This window comes from Rhodococcus sp. T7, from assembly GCF_009872365.1.
Taxonomy (GTDB): domain Bacteria; phylum Actinomycetota; class Actinomycetes; order Mycobacteriales; family Mycobacteriaceae; genus Rhodococcus_F.
This window is the reverse complement of record NZ_WXYH01000143.1, coordinates 41,143-57,733: the sequence shown is the minus strand read 5'-3', so window position 1 is coordinate 57,733 and position 16,591 is coordinate 41,143. Positions and strand designations below refer to the sequence as shown.

Genomic DNA, 16,591 nt, shown 5'->3' with positions numbered 1-16,591 from the left:
CCACAAGGATATCGCTGCCATCCGTCGAATCAGGGCGTCCGGGTGGAGTTCCGCACGATGAGGCGTCCGTGGAGTTTCCCCGGCGGCACGGGCCGGTCGAGGTTGTCGAGGCGGTTGACGAGCTGTGTGACGGCAACGCGGGCAAGGAATTCGGGTTGCAGGTCCACCGAGGTGATGGGGGGCGTCGCGGATCGGGTGTGCTCCGAGTCGGAGCCGCCGACGATCTGGACGTCGCCGGGAACGTCGAGTCCGCGTTCCCGGACTCGCGTGAGCACGCCGGCCGCGTGCCTGCCGGTGAGGCAGTACACCGCGTCGGGCGGGTCGCTGCGGTCGAAGAGTTCGTCGGCGGCGTCGCGGCCACCGGACTCCCCGGTGGTCTCGGGCCGGTGGACGACCATCGGGTCCTGACCGCGCACCGCCGCCCAGGCGCGGTAGGCGGCCTCGGCGCCGAGGTTCCACGAGTTGGGGTCGGTTCCGGCGACGAGGGCCACTCGTGTCGCCCCTGCGTCGTCGAGGTGCCGCAGCACCAGGTCGGTCATGAGTTCGGTGTCGGTGTCGATCCAGTTGTCGTACGCGGCCCGCGCCGGATCCTTGCCGACGGACAGGAACGGCACGCCTTCCCCGAGAAGCATCTCGATGAGGGGGTCGTCGGTGACGGGTTCCGTGATCAGGAACCCGTCGCAGGCGAGGGCGGCGGCCGGTGACTCTTCACGCGTCGGGTCCGACACCAGCATGAGTCCGTAGCCGAAATCCATCGCGGCCAGCGCCGCCGAACCCGCGAACCGCAGGAAGTAGTCGACGCCCTCGGGGAGCGAAGAATCCAGCGTCTCGAGGGGCCGGAGCACGAGGGCGAGGATGCCCAGGCGGTTGCTCCGCAGTCCCCTCGCCACGACGTCGGGCCGGTAGCCCAGGGACTTCGCGGTCGCGCGGACCCGCTCCCGCGTCGCGGCGGCGACGACCCCTTTGCCGCTGAACGTGTGCGACACCGTGGTGGTCGACACCCCGGCGTGCCGTGCCACGTCGGCGATGGTGGGCCGCGATCGCTTCTCCGTCACCGGTTCAGGCTACCAATACCCGACCTGCACCAAATCGATTTGTAAATTGCGCACGACTCTCTTGTCCAAATCGATTTGGTTCCGTACGGTGACCCGGGTCACGCCAGATCGGCGATTGCGCCACCAGCCGCACACATCCGTGCTCATCTACCCGGAGGACCCCATGGCATCGACTCGAGCAGACTCCCGCGGGGTGAAACCCGACCCGACGCCGCCCGCCGACCGTGCCGGGCAGGTGGAGACGCACGGCATCGACTTCATCCCGGACAGCGAGCGGCACGGCCGCGCCCGGGACCTGTTCGCCGTGTGGGCGGCGCCCAACGTGAGCTACCTGGCCCTGGTCGTCGGCGGCGCACTGATCCTGATGGGCCTGTCGTTCTGGCAGGCGCTCGCGGTGATCGTCGTCGGCAACCTGTTCTCGATCCTCACCGGGATCGTCGCCGCCAGCGGACCGGCGTCAGGCACACCCAGCGAGGTGATCACCCGGGCGATCTTCGGCATCCGCGGCAACCGGGTGAACATCCTCGTGACCAGCTGGTTCATCAGCGTCTGCTACCTGGCGCTGAACTGGGCGGCCGCGTCGTACACGGCGTTCCGGCTCCTCGAACGGTTCGGCATCCAAGCGACCACCCCGGTGAAGGTCGTCGTCATCCTGGCGATCGCCGCCGCCACGCTGGCCATCGGCGTGTACGGGCACGCGACGATTGTGCGGCTCTACCAGCCGCTGGCCGTCGTGCTGATCCTGATCTTCGTGGTGATGGCCGGCTACGTCGTCGGGAATGCCGACTGGGGTTACCAGCCGGCGGAGGCGCTCCACGGGATCGGACTGTGGGCGACGGTGGCCGCGGGTGTGTCCATCGTGGCGTCGGCCCCGCTGTCGTACACCAACAGCGCGGACTTCGCCCGCTACCTGCCTGCGACCACGTCGCCGGTGTCGGTCACCGTCTGGACCGCGCTCGGCGCGTTCGTCCCCAGCGTGTTGTTCACCGCACTCGGCGCACTCGCGGGCACCGGACTCGACATGGCCGACCCGCAGAGCGCGCTCGAGGCCGTCCTGCCGTCGTGGTTCACGCCGATCTTCCTGCTCGCCGTCATCGTCGGCACCATCGCCAACAACGCGATGACCGCCTACAGTTCCGGGCTCGCGCTGCAGTCGGTCGGGCTGCGCCTGCGCCGCTCGCGCAGCGTCCTCCTCGACGGCTCGATGGGCGTCGCCATGACGCTGTACGCCCTGCTCGTCTCCAATTTCCTCGACACCGTCAGCAACATGATGCAGCTCGTCGTGACCGTGATGGGTCCCGTGATGGCCGTCTACGTCGCCGACGTCCTGTGGCGCCGCAACCGCTACGACGGCCTCGGACTCGGCGACGAAACCAGCAGCAGCCCCTACTGGTACAGCGGCGGGATCAATTGGGCAGGAACGGTCGCCGTCTTCACCGGCATCGCCGCGGCCGCGCTCTGCGTCGCCGCCCCCGTCTTCACCGGACCCGTCGCGAACGCGGTCGGCGGCGTGGACCTCTCACTGCCGGTCGGGTTGCTCGTCTCCGCGGCGCTGTACGTCGTGCTGATGCGCTCATACCGAACGCGCCCGTGATCAATTGCTCCACAGCTTTATTCACACCATCTGGATAACTAGGACGACCATGACCGAATTCACCGCTGCCCGCCCTCACGTCTGCGTCGACGACACCCGGTCGCGCGAACGCGGTTTCGCCCGCGGCACCCAGCTGCGCACCGACCTCCCCGCATCCGTGGAACTGTATCTGCGCCTGTTCGATACGGTCGGGGTGAGCGAGAACCGGACCCGCGACAGCGCCCACCGTCTCGCGGATGTCCTGGGGGCGTGGGGCCCCCGGTACCTCGAGGAGATCGAGGGCATCGCTGCCGGCGCCGGGCTCGAACCCTGGCACGTGATGGCGTTGAACGGCCGCACGGAGATCCTGTCCCAGGCCACCGCGACCCGCCCCGGCGAGTGTTCCACCATCGCCTACGCACCCGCGGATCGGGCGTCGGCGCCGTTCGGGATCCAAACCTGGGACTGGCATCAGGAACTCGACCCGTACTGGCACACCCATCAGGTGCGCGGAACCTCCCACGCCTACGTCGGGCTGACCGAGCACGGCATCCTCGGCAAGATCGGGGTGAACAGCGCCGGTCTCGGCGTGTTCTTCAACATCCTCGGCCACCGCGACGACGCACCGGCGGGGGTGCCCGTGCACATCTTGTCGGCGGCGGTCCTCGGTGAAGCCGGAACCGTCGGCGAGGCCCTCGATCTGCTGCGCTCGGCGCCGATCGCGACCTCGGGCGCGCTGACGCTGATCGACCCCGACACCGTCGCCTGCGCCGAGGTCAGCCCCGTCGGCGTCGCCGCCCTGCACCCGACCGACGGGTACCTGACGCACACCAACCACTTTCTCGACCCGGTCAACGCCGCCCGCGAGAAGGCCGGCCTGTACGAGCCCGACTCGCAGGACCGCTACGGGCTGATCGCCTCCCGGCAGCAGCGGTACGCGGCACCGGCCGTCGCCGATCACCTCGTCGAATACCTGTACTCCGACCCCGGACAGCCCCAGCTGTGCTGCGTCCCCGCGCCGGACGCGGTCTTCGGTCAGCGCTGGGCCACCCTGTCGACGGTGCTGCTCGAACCCGAACACCGGCGTGCCCGCATCCTCGCCGGCACGCCGATCGACGCCCGCCGACGGCCGTGGACGACCCTCGACGCCGCCGCTACGCCCTTCACGTGACCCGGGCACGTGAGTGGCAAAGAGTGTTCCCGTACTCTTTGCCACTCACGTGGGGGTCAGGCAACCAGATTCGCGGAGGCCCAGTCCATGTGAGCCTGAATCGCTTTGGCCGCCTCGTCGGCGTCGCCGGTTTCGATGGCGTCGACGATGGCACTGTGCCGGCCGACGTCCATGTTGCCGACGGCGCGGTCGAGGCCGGCGAACATGATCGACATCCGGATGGACCCTTCGAGGGAGATCCAGGAGTGCAGGAGTGTGTCGTTGCCGGTCAGCGAACACATGGTGCGGTGGAAATTCAGGTCGGCCTCGATGCGGGCCTCGAGGACCGCGGTGTCCATGACGTCGAGGGCCGCGCGCAGTTCCGCGATGGCGGTGGTGCGGTCGGCCAGGCCGGCGAGTTCCCGGACCGCCAGTGCCTCGAGGGCGGCGCGGACGGCGAAGATGTCGCGGATCTCCTTGGAATCGAGGTGCCGCACGTACAGGCGCCCCCGCGCGCCGGCGGAGATCAGGCCCTCTTGCTGGAGTTGCCGCATCGCCTCACGGAGCGTCCCGCGGCTGATCTGCAGCATCTCGGACAGTTCCGTCTCCACCAGCGGGCTGCTCGGCGCCAGTTCCCCGCTGGTGATCGCGACCCGCAGGGCGGCGACGGCCTGCTGGCGGAGGCTGGTCTTCTCCAGTCCGAGCAGTGCGGCGGGTTGTCCGGCCATGGGTGCCTCCGTGGGGTCGGCGATCAACTGTCGACAGCGATCTGTTGACAGAAATCTGTTGACAGCCATCGTACGGCCCCCACCCCCCGACCCGCGGTGCGGGCCGTACGTGCAGGTCATGCCAGTTCGCCCAGCACCTTGGCGACGATCCGGTCGGTGCTCAGGCCGTACCGCTCGTGCAGGGTGGGAAGTGCGCCGGCGTCGAGGAACTCGTCCGGGAGGGCGATCGGCACGATGCGCTTGCCGAGTCCGGCCGTGACGACGGCGGACGCCACGGTTTCGAAGAGTCCGCCGATCACGGTGTGGTTCTCAAGGGTGACCACCAGGCGGTCGGTGTCGATCTCGGCCAGGACGGTCGCGGCGTCGAACGGTTTGATCGTCGGCGTGTGCACGACGGCCACGTCGACGTTGTGCCCGGCCAGCCGATCGGCGGCCTGCAGCGCGCGCATCGTCATCAGCCCGCTGGTGACGAAGACGACGTCGTTGCCGCCGCGGAGCACCTTGGCCTTGCCCAGCTCGAACGTGTAGTCGTACTCGTCGAGCACGGTCGCGACCTTCCCTCGCAGCAGCCGCAGGTACGTGGGACCGTCGGACGCGGCGAGTTGCGGGACGGCCTGCTCGATGTCGATGGAGTCGCACGGGTCGACGATGGTGAGGTTGGGAATCCCGCGGAAGATGGCCATGTCCTCGGTCGCCTGATGACTGGGCCCGTATCCGGTGGTCAGGCCGGGGAGTCCGCCGATGATGTTGACGTTGAGGTTGGGTTCGGCGATGTCGAGGCACAGGAAGTCGTAGGCGCGGCGCGCCGCGAACACCGAGTACGTGGACGCGAACGGCACCAGCCCGATTTCGGCCATCCCGGCGGCGGCCCCGAGCAGGAGTTGCTCGGCCATCCCCATCTGGAAGAACCGGTCGGGGAACTCCTGCGCGAAGATGTGCATGTCCGTGTACTTGGCGAGGTCGGCAGACAGCCCGACGATCTTGTCGTTCTCCCGGGCAGCCTGTGTGAGGGCATGCCCGAACGGGGCGGACGCGGTCTTCTGTCCCTCGTCGACGAACGAGGCGATCATGGCCGAGGTCTTGAGCTTCGGCTTGCTGGCGGTGGTCATGTCAGGCGTCCTTGTGGTCGAAGCCGGCGGTGAGCTGGTCGCGGCAGATCTGCCACTCGTGTTCGTCGATGCGCATGAAGTGCGCCTTCTCCCGGGTCTCGAGCAGGGGCACGCCCTTCCCGACGCGGGTGTCGCAGAGAATGATCGACGGCTTGCCGTCGGATTCGGCGGCCGCGCGGTCGAACGCACGCACCAGTGCGGTGACGTCGTTGCCGTCGACACGTTCGACGTGCCAGCCGCAGGCGGCCCACTTGTCGTGCACGGGTTCGGTGCTCAGCACCGTCGACGTGGCGCCGTCGGCCTGCAGCGCGTTGATGTCGACCATCGCGGTGAGGTTGCCGAGCCGGTGGTGGTGCGCGCCCATCGCCGCCTCCCACGTCGAGCCCTCGTCGAGTTCGCCGTCGGAGAGGAAGTTGTAGACGCGGGCGGTGGAATTCTGGTGACGCAGTCCGAGGGCCATGCCGACCGCGATGGTCAGGCCGTGCCCGAGGGAGCCGCCCGAGATCTCCATGCCGGGGGTGTACGTGGACATCGCCGACATCGGCAGCCGGGAGTCGTCGGCGCCGTAGGTTTCCAGTTCGCTGCGGGGGATGATTCCGGCCTCGGCGAGTGCGGCGTAGAGGCCGATCGCGTAGTGGCCGGTGGAGAGCAGGAACCGGTCGCGGCCTTCCCACGCGGGATCGTCGGCGCGGTAACGCAGTCGGTCGGCGTAGACGGTGGCGAAGATGTCGGCGGCCCCGAGCGCCTGCCCGACGTACCCCTGGCCCTGTTCCTCGCCCATGTCGATGACGTTGTGCCGCATGCGGTATGCGAACTGTTCGACGGCCTCGATGCGCGCCGCTTCAGTGGTCGTGTCTTCGGCCGCGGTGGCAGTTGTGATGGTCACAGGAGTTCCTTTTCCTTGCGGATCGTGTGCGTGGTGTCGGCGCTTTTGGAATCGGCGCGCGCTGCGGCTTCGGCGGCGAGGCGACGTTCGGTGGGTCCCCAGGTCTCCCGGGTGATCAATGCCGCCCAGAGTCCGATCAGGGCGTACGTGATGAACAGCACCGCGGGGCCCCACCAGCCGAAGGAGACGAACAGCAGCGTGGTGACGAAGGGCGTGAAGCCGGAGACCATCGCCGAGATCTGGTAGGCGAGAGACGCTCCCGACGCTCGGCGCGAGGCGTCGAACAGTTCGGGGAACCACGCGCCCTGCGCACCCGCCAGCGAGTTCTGGCAGACGGCGTAGGAGATGACGATGGTTGCGACGATCAGGATGAACAGGCCCGTGTTGACCAGGAGGAACATCGGAATTCCGAACAGTGCCGCAAAGGCGCAGGACGCGATGTACAGGGGGCGTCGTCCGATGCGGTCGGTGAGCCGGGCCCAGGCGACGGTGGCGAAGATGCCGATCGCGGACGCGATGCACAGGGCGACGAGGGTTTCGGACTTTCCGGCGAGACCCTGGTTGTGCAGGTACGAGATCATGTACGTGATCGACACCGCGTAACCCGCGGTCTCGGCGACTCGAAGGCCGATGCCGCGCAGGATGTTCCGCCAGTCGTACTTGATCGATTCGAGAACCGGCGACTTGACGATGTCGCCCTCGTTCTTGACGTCCTCGAAGACCGGCGACTCGGGCACCTTCGACCGGATGATCAGCCCGACCATCACCAGGACGATGCTGGCGAGGAACGGCACCCGCCACGCCCAGTCGCCGCCGAGGTGCACGCTGAACAGGAACACCAGATTCGCCAGCAGCAGTCCGACGGGGAAGCCGGCCTGCACGATGCCGGTGAACTTCCCCTTCGACTTCCAGGGGGCGTGCTCGTAGCTCATCAGGATCGCGCCGCCCCACTCGGCGCCGAACGCGAGACCCTGGATGACGCGGACCAGCACCAGCAGCACCGGCGCGATCAGTCCCACCTGTGAGTAGGTCGGGAGAAGGCCGATCGCGAACGTCGCGAGACCCATCGCGATCAGCGACGCCACCAGCACCGGCTTGCGACCCAGCTTGTCGCCGAGGTGCCCACCGAGCACGCCGCCGAGCGGGCGCGCTGCGAAGCCGACACCGAGCGTCGCGAACGCCGCAAGCGTCCCGGTGACCGGGTCGGCGCCGGGAAAGAAGGCGGTACCGAAGTAGAGCGCGGCGGCGGTGCCGAACCCGATGAAGTCGTAGGTCTCGATAACGGCACCCACGGAGGAGCCGATTGCTACGCGCCTGGCGTCCTTCGTGCCATGGACAGGACCTCGCATCCTGAGTGTTTCGGTACTCATGGGGACTCCTCTTCGGGCTGCCGGTTTCTACGATTGCCGCCGATTTGTTGACTGTCAACAGTGCGGTGTTCACAGTGTGATCCGAGCCACGTCGATATGTCAACCGTTATCCGCCGACAGTTGACTGTTAACAGTTGATCGACTTACTGTGGTGGCAGTCACCCCCCGCGTCGTCGACCGGCTTCCTGCACTCCACCGCAGGCCGGGACCCGCGATCCCAGCTACACGAGGAGCGATCATGTCGTCCATCCAGCGCACCGCCGTCGTCACCGGCGCCACCTCCGAGCGCGGTATCGGTCTCGCCACCGCCCGCCGCTATGCAGAAGAGGGCTGGGCGATCGTCGTTCTCGACCTCGACGGTGAGAAGTCCGCGAAGGTCGCCGCCGAGATCGGGAACGAGTTCGGTGTCCCCGCGTTCGGTCGCGACATCGACGTCGCCGACGAGCAGTCGGTCCAGCGGGCACACGACGCCGTCGCCGCCGAGGTCGCCGGACGAAACCTGCCGGCCGTGGGGCGCTCGCGAACATCGCCGGCATCACCTCACCGGTGCCGTTCCTCGAGACCACGCTCGAACTGTGGAACAAGGTGATGGCGGTCAACGCCACCGGCACTTACCTGGTCACCCGCGCCTTCCTGCCCGCAATGATCGACAACGGGTGGGGACGCATCGTGAACATGTCGTCGGTCTCCGCCCAGCGCGGCGGCGGCGTCTTCGGGAAGGTGCCGTACTCGTCGGCGAAGGCCGCGGTTCTCGGCTTCACCAAGTCCCTCGCGCGGGAACTGGGCGACAGCGGGGTCACCGTCAACGCCGTCACCCCGGGAGCGGTCGACACCAGCATCCGGGTCGGCAGCACCGCCGAACAGGAGGCCGCGCTCTGCCGCGACATTCCCCTCGGCCGGGTCGCGACCACCACCGAGGTGGCCGCGGTGATCACCTTCCTGTCCTCCCAGGACGCCGCGTACCTCACCGGCACCACCGTCGACATCAACGGCGGCAGCCACCTCCACTGACCGGCACGTGAGTGGCAAGGAGTGGCGGAACACTCTTTGCCACTCACGTGAAGATTTTTTCCAGGTGTGTCGATTCATGACGCTCCCCGTTCGACCTGAGGATGAGAAGGTCCAAGAGGGCCCCGACATCCAAGGAGACGAACCATGAAGTACATGCTGATCATGCGCGCCACGGACGAAACCTTCGCCGCGTTCCAGGACGCCGATTTCGGCGAGATCATGGACGCGATGGGCAAGTTCAACGACGAGATGATCCGGGCGGGCGTGCTGCTCGCCGCCGAGGGCCTGGACCCCGACCCCGAATCGGGTGTCGTGGTCGACTACTCCTCCGAGACGCCGGTGGTGACCGACGGCCCCTACGGTGAGACGAAGGAGTTGTTCGGCGGCTTCTGGATGCTCAACGTGGCGTCGAAGGAGGAGGCCGTGGAGTGGGCCAAGCGTGCCCCGATGGCCGGTCCCGGGGCGAAGGCGGAGATCCGCAGGGTCACCACGATCGACGAGTTTCCGCAGGACAACGAATGGATCCAGAAGGAGCGGGCGTGGCGCGAAGAGACCGGCCAGCTCTGAGTGGGTCGGCGGGCGGCGGCCACACCGGGCGTGAGGCCGTCGCCGCCGTCTGGCGGATCGAGTCGGCGCGGATCGTCGGCGCGCTCGCCCGGTACACCGGCGATTTCGCGTTGGCCGAGGATCTCGGTCAGGAGGCGCTGGCGGAAGCGCTCGTGAGCTGGCCACGCGACGGCATCCCCAACAACCCGGCGGGATGGTTGCTCACCGTCGGCCGCCGCCGCGCGATCGACGCGTTCCGCAGGCGCGCCGCCCTCGACGAGCGGTACGCCGTCCTCGCCCACGAACTGGGCGAGGGCGGCGCCGTCTCGGGTCCCGCGCCCGCCGATCCGGGCCGCGGCACCGGCGACGTGCTGTGGGACCCGGACCAGATCGACGACGACATCCTCGCGTTGATGTTCATCTCCTGCCACCCCGTGTTGTCGCGGGAGGCGCGGGTGGCGCTCACGCTGCGGGTGGTCGGCGGTCTGACGAGCGACGAGATCGCGAAGGTGTTCCTCGTCCCGACCGCGACCGTGCAGGCCCGGATCACCCGTGCGAAGAAGACGCTCGGCGCCGCCCGGGTGCCGTTCGAGGTGCCGCCCGCCGGGGAGCGGACCGAGCGGCTCGGCTCGGTGCTGAGCGTCATCTACCTGATCTTCACGGAAGGGTCGTCGGCCAGCTCCGGCGACGACCTGATCCGCCTCGACCTGGCGAGCGAGGCGCAGCGCCTCGCCCGGGTGCTGACCCGGCTCGTACCCGACGAGCCCGAGGTCCACGGCCTGCTCGCGCTGCTCGAGCTGACCGCGGCGCGGTTCCCGGCCCGCACGGGGCCGGACGGCGAGCCGGTGCTGCTCGAACAACAGGACCGCCGCCGCTGGGACCGTTCCGCGATCCGGCGCGGACGCGCCGCCCTCGCCCGCGCCGGACAGGTCGGCCGGGGCCTGGGCGCCTACGGCCTGCAGGCGGCGATCGCCGAATGCCATGCCGTCGCACGGTCGGTCGACGCGACGAACTGGGAACGGATCGTCCTCGTCTACGAGGCGCTGGGCAGGCTCGCGCCGTCACCGGTGGTCGACCTCAACCGGGCGGTGGCGGTGTCCATGGCCCAGGGACCGGCCGCGGCGCTGCCGATCGTGGACGAGCTGGTGGCCGCGCAGGCGCTGTCGAACTCGCACCTGCTGCCCGGCGTTCGCGGCGAACTGCTCACCCGCCTGGGACGCACCGACGAGGCACGGACCGAACTCGAGGCCGCCCTGAAACTGTGCGGCAACGAGCGTGAGCGGACCGTGCTCGAACGGAAGCTATCCGACCTGGACGGGTGACGCGACCGGGGCGTGACGGTAGGCCGTGGTCTCGAAGTCCAGGTAGCCGCCGAACGAGACGGGGTCGGCGAACGGCAGGATCTGCGTGGCCCAGTACCCGGCAATTCCGGTGCGGCGATCGATCCAGTAGTACGAGTTGGCGAGCCCCGCCCACCCGAGCGACCCCTTGGGACGGCCGGTCGGTGCGTCCTCCTCGTTCACCATGAACGTGTACGCCCACGACTTACGCTGTCCCGGAAAGAATTCGGCGTCGTTCGTGAGAGCCGGAATCACGGCGGGCAGCATCCCGACCTCTTGACCCTCCAGACCGTTGCACACGGCCGCCTGCACCGTGTCGGCCCGTAGCACTCGCCCGCCGGGCGCGTCGCCGTCGTTCAGCCACATCCGCAGGAACTTCAGGTAGTCGCCGACCGTCGAGTACAGGCCGTGCCCGCCCATGTGGACTTCCGGGTCCTGCGGGAGCACCAGATCCAGTGGGGTCAGCCGGCCGTCCTCCTCCCGCTGATGGATCGTCGCTCGCCGCGCCGCCATCGACCCGGTGAGGGCGAACGACGTGTCGTGCATACCGAGCGGCGCGAACACCCGCTCGGCCATCACCTCACCGAGCCGCTTGCCGCGGATCGCCTCGACCACCTGACCGGCCCAGTCGATGTTCGTCCCGTACTGCCACTTGGTGCCCGGATCGAACAGCAACGGCGTCTTCAGCGACGCCCTGCTCGCCGTGATCACGCTGGGCTGGTCGTGTTCCACCCCCAGCCGGTTGTAGGTCTCGTCGAAGAAGGCGTATCCGAATCCGGCGGTGTGCAGCAACAGCATCCGGGTGGTGATGTCGCGTTTCGGGGCCCGCAGCACCGGGTCGCCGTGGTCGTCGAATCCCTCGATGACCTGGATGTCGCCGAGTTCCGGAACGTACTCGCGGGCGGGCGCATCGAGGTCGAGCAGACCCTCCTCGACGCACTGCAGCACCGTGGTCCCGGTGATCGCCTTGGTCGTGGAGAAGATCGCGAACACGGTGTCGGTGGTCATCGGTTCGCCGTCGGCGACGGACCGCACGCCGGCCGCACCCTCGAACACCGTCCGGTCGCGGTCGGTCAGCATCGCCACCACTCCGGGCACCCGTGGCGCCCCGTCCGCGGTGACGTCGTCGAGAACCTTGCCGAGCGCGGCATCGAGATCGGACATTCCACTCTCCTGTCATGTCTGTGGTCACTGGCCGAAAGTGACGCTAGGACCGGCGGGAGGGTGGTGACGTCTCTGTTCGGCAGGGCACGTCTCGGTTCGGCACTATCCGGTGGCGGGCGTCACAGTCGCGCCGCGACCGGCACACGGAAAGGCCCCCGGCTGCCGTGGGAAACCGGGGGCCGACACCGTGGTGTCAGGAGCCGACGTACGCCGCGAGGTGCTCGCCGGTGAGGGTGGAGCCTGCGGCCACCAGATCTTCCGGCCTGCCCTCGAAGACGATCCGGCCGCCGTCGTGGCCGGCGCCCGGGCCGAGGTCGATGATCCAGTCGGCGTGCGCCATGACCGCCTGGTGATGCTCGATGACGATGACCGACTTGCCGGAGTCGACGAGCCGGTCGAGCAGGCCGAGCAACTGTTCGACGTCGGCGAGGTGGAGGCCGGTGGTCGGCTCGTCGAGGACGTAGATCTCGCCCTTGTCGGCCATGGCGGTGGCCAGTTTGAGCCGCTGCCGTTCGCCGCCGGACAGCGTGGTGAGCGGCTGCCCGAGGCTGAGGTAGCCGAGTCCGACGTCGGCGAGCCGCTGCAGAATCTTGTGCGCCGCCGGGATCCGTGCCTCGCCGGCGCCGAAGAATTCCTCGGCCTCGGCCACCGGCATGGCGAGCACTTCGGCGATGTTCCGGCCGCCGAGTTTGTACTCCAGCACCTCGGCCTGGAACCGCTTGCCCTCGCATTCCTCGCACGGGGATTCGACGGTGGCCATCACACCGAGGTCCGTGTAGATGACGCCGGCGCCGTTGCACGTGGGGCAGGCGCCCTCGGAGTTGGAGCTGAAGAGCGCCGGCTTCACACCGTTGGCCTTCGCGAACGCCTTACGGATCGGTTCGAGCAGTCCGGTGTACGTGGCCGGGTTGCTGCGCCGCGACCCCTTGATGGCGCCCTGGTCGATCGCCACCACGCCGTCCCGGTCCGACACCGAACCGTGGATCAGCGAACTCTTGCCCGAGCCCGCCACCCCGGTCACGACCACCAGCATGCCGAGCGGGATGTCGACGTCGACGCCGCACAGGTTGTGGGTGTCCGCGCCGCGCACCTCCAGCGCCCCCGACGATTCGCGGACGGACGACTTCAGCGTCGCGCGGTCGTCCAGGTGCCGCCCGGTGATCGTGTCACTGGCCCGCAGACCCTCGACGGTGCCCTCGAACACCACCTCGCCGCCCTCGGTTCCAGCGCGCGGCCCGAGATCGACGACGTGGTCGGCGATCACGATCGCCTCCGGCTTGTGCTCGACGACCAGCACCGTGTTGCCCTTGTCGCGCAACTGCAACAGCAGACCGTTCATCCGCTGAATGTCGTGCGGGTGCAGGCCGATGGTCGGCTCGTCGAAGACGTACGTGACATCGGTGAGCGAAGAGCCGAGGTGACGGATCATCTTCGTGCGCTGCGCCTCTCCGCCGGACAGCGTGCCCGACGGCCGGTCGAGCGAGAGGTAGCCGAGACCGATTTCCGTGAACGAGTCGAGGAGGTGCTGCAGCCCGGTGAGCAGCGGCGCCACCGACGGTTCCTTCAGGCCGCGCACCCAGTCTGCGAGATCGCTGATCTGCATCGAGCAGACGTCGGCGATGTTCTTCCCCTTGATCTTCGACGAGCGCGCACCCTCGCTGAGCCGGGTGCCGTCGCAGTCGGGGCAGGTGGCGAACGTGATCGCCCGCTCCACGAACGCGCGGATGTGCGGCTGCATCGCGTCGACGTCCTTGGCCAGGAACGACTTCTGGATCTTCGGGATCAGACCCTCGAACGTGATGTTGACACCCTCGACCTTGATCTTGGTCGGCTCCTTGTACAGCAGGTCCTGCAACTGCTTCTTGGTGAACTTCGCGATCGGCTTGTCCGGGTCGAAGAAGCCGCAGCCGCGGTAGATTCGGCCGTACCAGCCCTCCATGCTGTAGCCGGGAATCGTGAGCGCACCCTCGTTCAGCGACTTGCTGTCGTCGTACAGCGCCGTCAGGTCGAAATCGGTGACCGATCCCCGGCCCTCGCACCGCGGACACATGCCGCCGGTGATGCTGAAACTCCGCCGCTCCTTCGTCTGCTGGCCCCCGCGTTCGATGGTGACCGCGCCCGCGCCGGAGATCGATGCGACGTTGAACGAGAACGCCTGCGGTGAACCGATGTGCGGCTTCCCCAGGCGGCTGAACAGGATCCGCAGCATCGCGTTGGCGTCGGTGGCGGTGCCGACGGTCGAGCGGGGGTTCGAACCCATCCGCTCCTGGTCGACGATGATCGCCGTGGTCAGCCCGTCGAGCACGTCGACGTCGGGTCGGGCCAGCGTCGGCATGAACCCCTGCACGAACGCGCTGTACGTCTCGTTGATCATCCGCTGCGACTCCGCGGCGATCGTGGCGAACACCAGCGAACTCTTCCCCGAGCCGGACACTCCGGTGAACACCGTCAGCCGGCGCTTCGGCAATTCGACGCTGATGTCCTTGAGGTTGTTCTCGCGCGCACCGTGCACGCGGATCAGGTCGTGACTGTCGGCAAGATGCAGCTCAGGCGACTCCGCGGCTTCCCGTCCCCTCGCTCGCCCCGTCGTCTCCGTCTTCGTGGCCGGGCTCATCGTGTCTCCATCTGTTCGGGCGGAGCCGCGTTCACGGTCTCCGTCGGGTCGACTTGCTCGAACTCGGCGTTGCTCGCACTCAGCGCAACTCTTGGATGCGGACCATGTTGCCCGCGGGGTCGCGGAAGGCGCAGTCGCGGACCCCGTACGGCTGGTCGGTCGGCTCCTGGACCACTTCGACGTCGCCGGCCTGCAGTTTTTCGAAGGTGCTGTCGAGGTCCTTGGTCGCCAGGTTGATGGCGGCGTAGGTGCCCTTGGCCATCATCTCGACGATGGTCCGGCGCTCCTCGTCGGTGATCCCGGGGTCGGCGGCGGGCGGGTGCAGGACGATGGACGTGCCGGGCTGACCGACGGGGCCGACGGTGATCCACCGCAGCCCGTTGTATCCGACGTCGTTGCGCACCTCGAAGCCGAGGATGTCGCGATAGAAGCTCAGCGCGGCGTCCGGATCGTCCTGCGGGAGGTAGGTCTGGTGAATGGTGATGTCCATGACCATCACGATAAGTGTGGCTCGGCGACCGGCGCTTCTCTATTCCTGATCGGTCTGGTGACCTGTTTCGCGACGCACGACGGGATGCCGGCCGTCGCCTGCTCGGCGTCACGCTTGTAGGTGCTGGGCGGGACGCCGACCAACTCGGTGAAGCGCGTGCTGAAGGTGCCGAGAGATGCGCAGCCGACCTCGAAACAGACCTCGGTGACGCTGAGGTCGCCGCGACGCAGCAGCGCCATGGCACGTTCGATGCGTCGCGTCATCAGGTACGAGTACGGCGACTCACCGTAGGCGAGCCGGAACTGGCGGCTGAGGTGCCCGGACGACATGTTCACGCCGCGAGCGAGCGCGTCCACGTCCAGCGGTTGTGCGTATTCCCGGTCGATCCGGTCGCGGACGCGGCGCAGCCGCGCGAGGTCGCGCAGGTAGTGCGCCGGGGCAGGGCTGCTGGACACGTACGAAATCGTGCCACGTCGAGCGACAGTTGCCTACCCTCGTGGGTCGGCTCGGCAGTGGTCGACGAGCGAGACGTGTTCGTGCGCCGCCGGGAGCCGGTCGCGTTCGGCGCCGCCGACGTGACGGGCTTCCGTCGAGCCGAGTTCCTCCCAGTAGCTTTCCGAACGCGCCTGCGGAGTTCGCCGAACGTTCATGCGCCGCCCTTTCGGGATTGCCGGGTCGGGTGGGTGGGGACCCGGGCCGCAGCGACCGTTGCCGATCGCCGCGGACCGCCACCACCCCTCCGAATCGAGTCTTCCCCGCACCGTGCGGTCAAGACAGGGCCGTTCGGCCCTACCCACCACACGATCGGACGCGGACCGATCGACGGCTGCGGCCGAGGTCAGTAAGGTTGTATGTCATCCGGCCGTCTCACGCGGCCACGCTTCCGGAGCACCTCGATCGCCGAGGAGGGGCGGATGACGGAGATCGACACCTCGTACGAGCAGCGCCTCGTCGACTCGTTGCGGGCGCGGGACGAGTCGGCTTTCGCCGAACTGGTCGACCGGCACACGCCGATGATGCTGCGGGTGGCGCGGGGTTATGTGGCCAGCGCCGAGGTCGCGGAGGACGTCGTCCAGGAAACCTGGATCGCCGTGCTCCAGGGCATCGACCGATTCGAGGGCCGCTCGACGCTCCGAACCTGGTTGTTCCGGATCCTCGTCAACATCGCCAAGAAGCGGGGTGTGCGGGACCGGCACGATTCCGACGCCGAACTGGCCGCCTTCACGGGCAGCCCCACCGTGGACCCGGCTCGGTTCCTGCCGAGGTCCGCCCCGGAGTATCCACACCATTGGGCGACGCCGCCGACCAGCTGGCCGGAGTCCCCCGAGGGTTCGGTCCTCGGTGCGGAGGTCCTCGACGTCGCGAGCCGCGAACTCGAGCAACTCCCCGACCGTCAGCGAATCGTGGTGGTCCTGCGCGACGTCCTCGGCTACGACGCCGCGGAAGTGTCCGCGATGCTGTCGATCACCGCGGCGAATCAGCGGGTACTGCTGCACCGGGGTCGCGCACACGTGCGTCAGGCCCTCGAGGACTATCTCGGAACGGGAGCGTGAGA

15 protein-coding genes and 1 pseudogene are annotated in these 16,591 nt (G+C 68.3%); 6 read left to right on the top strand and 10 right to left on the bottom strand.

Annotation, left to right across the window (positions count from 1 at the left end; all coding sequences use genetic code 11):
* Nucleotides 1–29: 29 nt before the first annotated feature.
* On the bottom strand, nt 30–1,055 hold the full coding sequence (locus MLGJGCBP_RS16340; protein ID WP_160096908.1) for a LacI family DNA-binding transcriptional regulator: 1,026 nt from the start codon (nt 1,053–1,055) through the stop codon (nt 30–32).
* A 163-nt stretch (nt 1,056–1,218) separates the two neighbouring features.
* Between MLGJGCBP_RS16340 and MLGJGCBP_RS16335 the strand changes: the two genes are divergently transcribed.
* Both MLGJGCBP_RS16335 and MLGJGCBP_RS16330 read left to right on the top strand, forming a co-directional pair.
* A complete protein-coding gene (locus MLGJGCBP_RS16335) occupies nt 1,219–2,649 on the top strand; it encodes a purine-cytosine permease family protein (RefSeq protein WP_160096906.1) in 1,431 nt (476 codons plus the stop codon).
* 49 nt (nt 2,650–2,698) lie between these two features.
* The gene (locus MLGJGCBP_RS16330) at nt 2,699–3,799 is read left to right on the top strand and encodes a C45 family autoproteolytic acyltransferase/hydolase (protein ID WP_160096904.1); all 1,101 of its coding nucleotides are present in this window, start codon (nt 2,699–2,701) and stop codon (nt 3,797–3,799) included.
* 56 nt (nt 3,800–3,855) lie between these two features.
* Here the strand turns inward: MLGJGCBP_RS16330 and MLGJGCBP_RS16325 are convergent, their stop codons facing one another.
* The 4 genes from MLGJGCBP_RS16325 to MLGJGCBP_RS16310 all read right to left on the bottom strand — a co-directional run bounded on the left by MLGJGCBP_RS16325 (nt 3,856) and on the right by MLGJGCBP_RS16310 (nt 7,871).
* Entirely contained in the window at nt 3,856–4,506 is a 651-nt protein-coding gene (locus MLGJGCBP_RS16325; protein WP_160096902.1) for a GntR family transcriptional regulator, read from the bottom strand.
* Nucleotides 4,507–4,622: 116 nt separating this feature from the next.
* The gene (locus MLGJGCBP_RS16320; RefSeq protein ID WP_160096900.1) at nt 4,623–5,615 is read right to left on the bottom strand and encodes a transketolase family protein; all 993 of its coding nucleotides are present in this window, start codon (nt 5,613–5,615) and stop codon (nt 4,623–4,625) included.
* A gap of 1 nt (nt 5,616) precedes the next feature.
* The gene (locus tag MLGJGCBP_RS16315) at nt 5,617–6,501 is read right to left on the bottom strand and encodes a transketolase (RefSeq protein WP_160096898.1); all 885 of its coding nucleotides are present in this window, start codon (nt 6,499–6,501) and stop codon (nt 5,617–5,619) included.
* The gene (locus MLGJGCBP_RS16310) at nt 6,498–7,871 is read right to left on the bottom strand and encodes an MFS transporter (protein ID WP_160096896.1); all 1,374 of its coding nucleotides are present in this window, start codon (nt 7,869–7,871) and stop codon (nt 6,498–6,500) included. Before MLGJGCBP_RS16310 ends, MLGJGCBP_RS16315 begins: the two co-directional genes overlap by 4 nt.
* A 238-nt stretch (nt 7,872–8,109) precedes the next feature.
* Between MLGJGCBP_RS16310 and MLGJGCBP_RS16305 the strand changes: the two are divergent.
* The 3 genes and pseudogenes from MLGJGCBP_RS16305 (at nt 8,110) to MLGJGCBP_RS16295 (ending at nt 10,750) form a co-directional block, all read left to right on the top strand.
* Nucleotides 8,110–8,882: pseudogene (locus tag MLGJGCBP_RS16305) on the top strand (SDR family NAD(P)-dependent oxidoreductase).
* Between the two features lie 144 nt (nt 8,883–9,026).
* Nucleotides 9,027–9,449, top strand: a complete 423-nt coding sequence (locus MLGJGCBP_RS16300) for a YciI family protein (protein ID WP_160096894.1) — start codon at nt 9,027–9,029, stop codon at nt 9,447–9,449.
* Nucleotides 9,422–10,750, top strand: coding sequence for an RNA polymerase sigma factor (locus MLGJGCBP_RS16295; RefSeq protein WP_160096892.1), 1,329 nt, complete (start codon nt 9,422–9,424; stop codon nt 10,748–10,750). Before MLGJGCBP_RS16300 ends, MLGJGCBP_RS16295 begins: the two co-directional genes overlap by 28 nt.
* Here MLGJGCBP_RS16295 and MLGJGCBP_RS16290 read toward each other — a convergent pair.
* The 5 genes from MLGJGCBP_RS16290 to MLGJGCBP_RS50530 all read right to left on the bottom strand — a co-directional run bounded on the left by MLGJGCBP_RS16290 (nt 10,730) and on the right by MLGJGCBP_RS50530 (nt 15,686).
* Nucleotides 10,730–11,932 carry a serine hydrolase domain-containing protein gene (locus MLGJGCBP_RS16290; RefSeq protein ID WP_160096890.1) on the bottom strand — a complete coding sequence of 401 codons (1,203 nt, stop codon included), beginning with the start codon at nt 11,930–11,932 and terminating at the stop codon, nt 10,730–10,732. The genes MLGJGCBP_RS16295 and MLGJGCBP_RS16290 overlap by 21 nt on opposite strands.
* A 193-nt stretch (nt 11,933–12,125) precedes the next feature.
* On the bottom strand, nt 12,126–14,546 hold the full coding sequence (locus MLGJGCBP_RS16285; RefSeq protein WP_160096888.1) for an ATP-binding cassette domain-containing protein: 2,421 nt from the start codon (nt 14,544–14,546) through the stop codon (nt 12,126–12,128).
* Between the two features lie 79 nt (nt 14,547–14,625).
* Nucleotides 14,626–15,036, bottom strand: coding sequence for a VOC family protein (locus MLGJGCBP_RS16280; protein WP_160096886.1), 411 nt, complete (start codon nt 15,034–15,036; stop codon nt 14,626–14,628).
* Nucleotides 15,037–15,041: 5 nt separating this feature from the next.
* Nucleotides 15,042–15,491: a helix-turn-helix transcriptional regulator gene (locus tag MLGJGCBP_RS16275; RefSeq protein WP_160096884.1), complete on the bottom strand. Its 450-nt coding sequence runs from the start codon at nt 15,489–15,491 to the stop codon at nt 15,042–15,044.
* Nucleotides 15,492–15,524: 33 nt separating this feature from the next.
* A complete protein-coding gene (locus MLGJGCBP_RS50530; protein WP_179220503.1) occupies nt 15,525–15,686 on the bottom strand; it encodes a hypothetical protein in 162 nt (53 codons plus the stop codon).
* Between the two features lie 201 nt (nt 15,687–15,887).
* Here MLGJGCBP_RS50530 and MLGJGCBP_RS16270 point away from each other — a divergent pair, with 201 nt between their 5' ends.
* Nucleotides 15,888–16,589, top strand: a complete 702-nt coding sequence (locus MLGJGCBP_RS16270) for an RNA polymerase sigma factor (RefSeq protein ID WP_160096882.1) — start codon at nt 15,888–15,890, stop codon at nt 16,587–16,589.
* Nucleotides 16,590–16,591: the final 2 nt, after the last annotated feature.

What these genes read in the sequence shown, in the direction of transcription:
- MLGJGCBP_RS16335 (WP_160096906.1), top strand. Translation starts at nt 1,219, where the DNA reads ATGGCATCGACTCGAGCAGACTCCCGCGGGGTGAAACCCGACCCGACG.
- MLGJGCBP_RS16330 (WP_160096904.1), top strand. Translation starts at nt 2,699, where the DNA reads ATGACCGAATTCACCGCTGCCCGCCCTCACGTCTGCGTCGACGACACC.
- MLGJGCBP_RS16325 (WP_160096902.1), bottom strand. Translation starts at nt 4,506, where the DNA reads ATGGCCGGACAACCCGCCGCACTGCTCGGACTGGAGAAGACCAGCCTC.
- MLGJGCBP_RS16320 (WP_160096900.1), bottom strand. Translation starts at nt 5,615, where the DNA reads ATGACCACCGCCAGCAAGCCGAAGCTCAAGACCTCGGCCATGATCGCC.
- MLGJGCBP_RS16310 (WP_160096896.1), bottom strand. Translation starts at nt 7,871, where the DNA reads ATGAGTACCGAAACACTCAGGATGCGAGGTCCTGTCCATGGCACGAAG.
- MLGJGCBP_RS16300 (WP_160096894.1), top strand. Translation starts at nt 9,027, where the DNA reads ATGAAGTACATGCTGATCATGCGCGCCACGGACGAAACCTTCGCCGCG.
- MLGJGCBP_RS16290 (WP_160096890.1), bottom strand. Translation starts at nt 11,932, where the DNA reads ATGTCCGATCTCGATGCCGCGCTCGGCAAGGTTCTCGACGACGTCACC.
- MLGJGCBP_RS16285 (WP_160096888.1), bottom strand. Translation starts at nt 14,546, where the DNA reads ATGAGCCCGGCCACGAAGACGGAGACGACGGGGCGAGCGAGGGGACGG.
- MLGJGCBP_RS16280 (WP_160096886.1), bottom strand. Translation starts at nt 15,036, where the DNA reads ATGGACATCACCATTCACCAGACCTACCTCCCGCAGGACGATCCGGAC.
- MLGJGCBP_RS50530 (WP_179220503.1), bottom strand. Translation starts at nt 15,686, where the DNA reads ATGAACGTTCGGCGAACTCCGCAGGCGCGTTCGGAAAGCTACTGGGAG.
- MLGJGCBP_RS16270 (WP_160096882.1), top strand. Translation starts at nt 15,888, where the DNA reads ATGTCATCCGGCCGTCTCACGCGGCCACGCTTCCGGAGCACCTCGATC.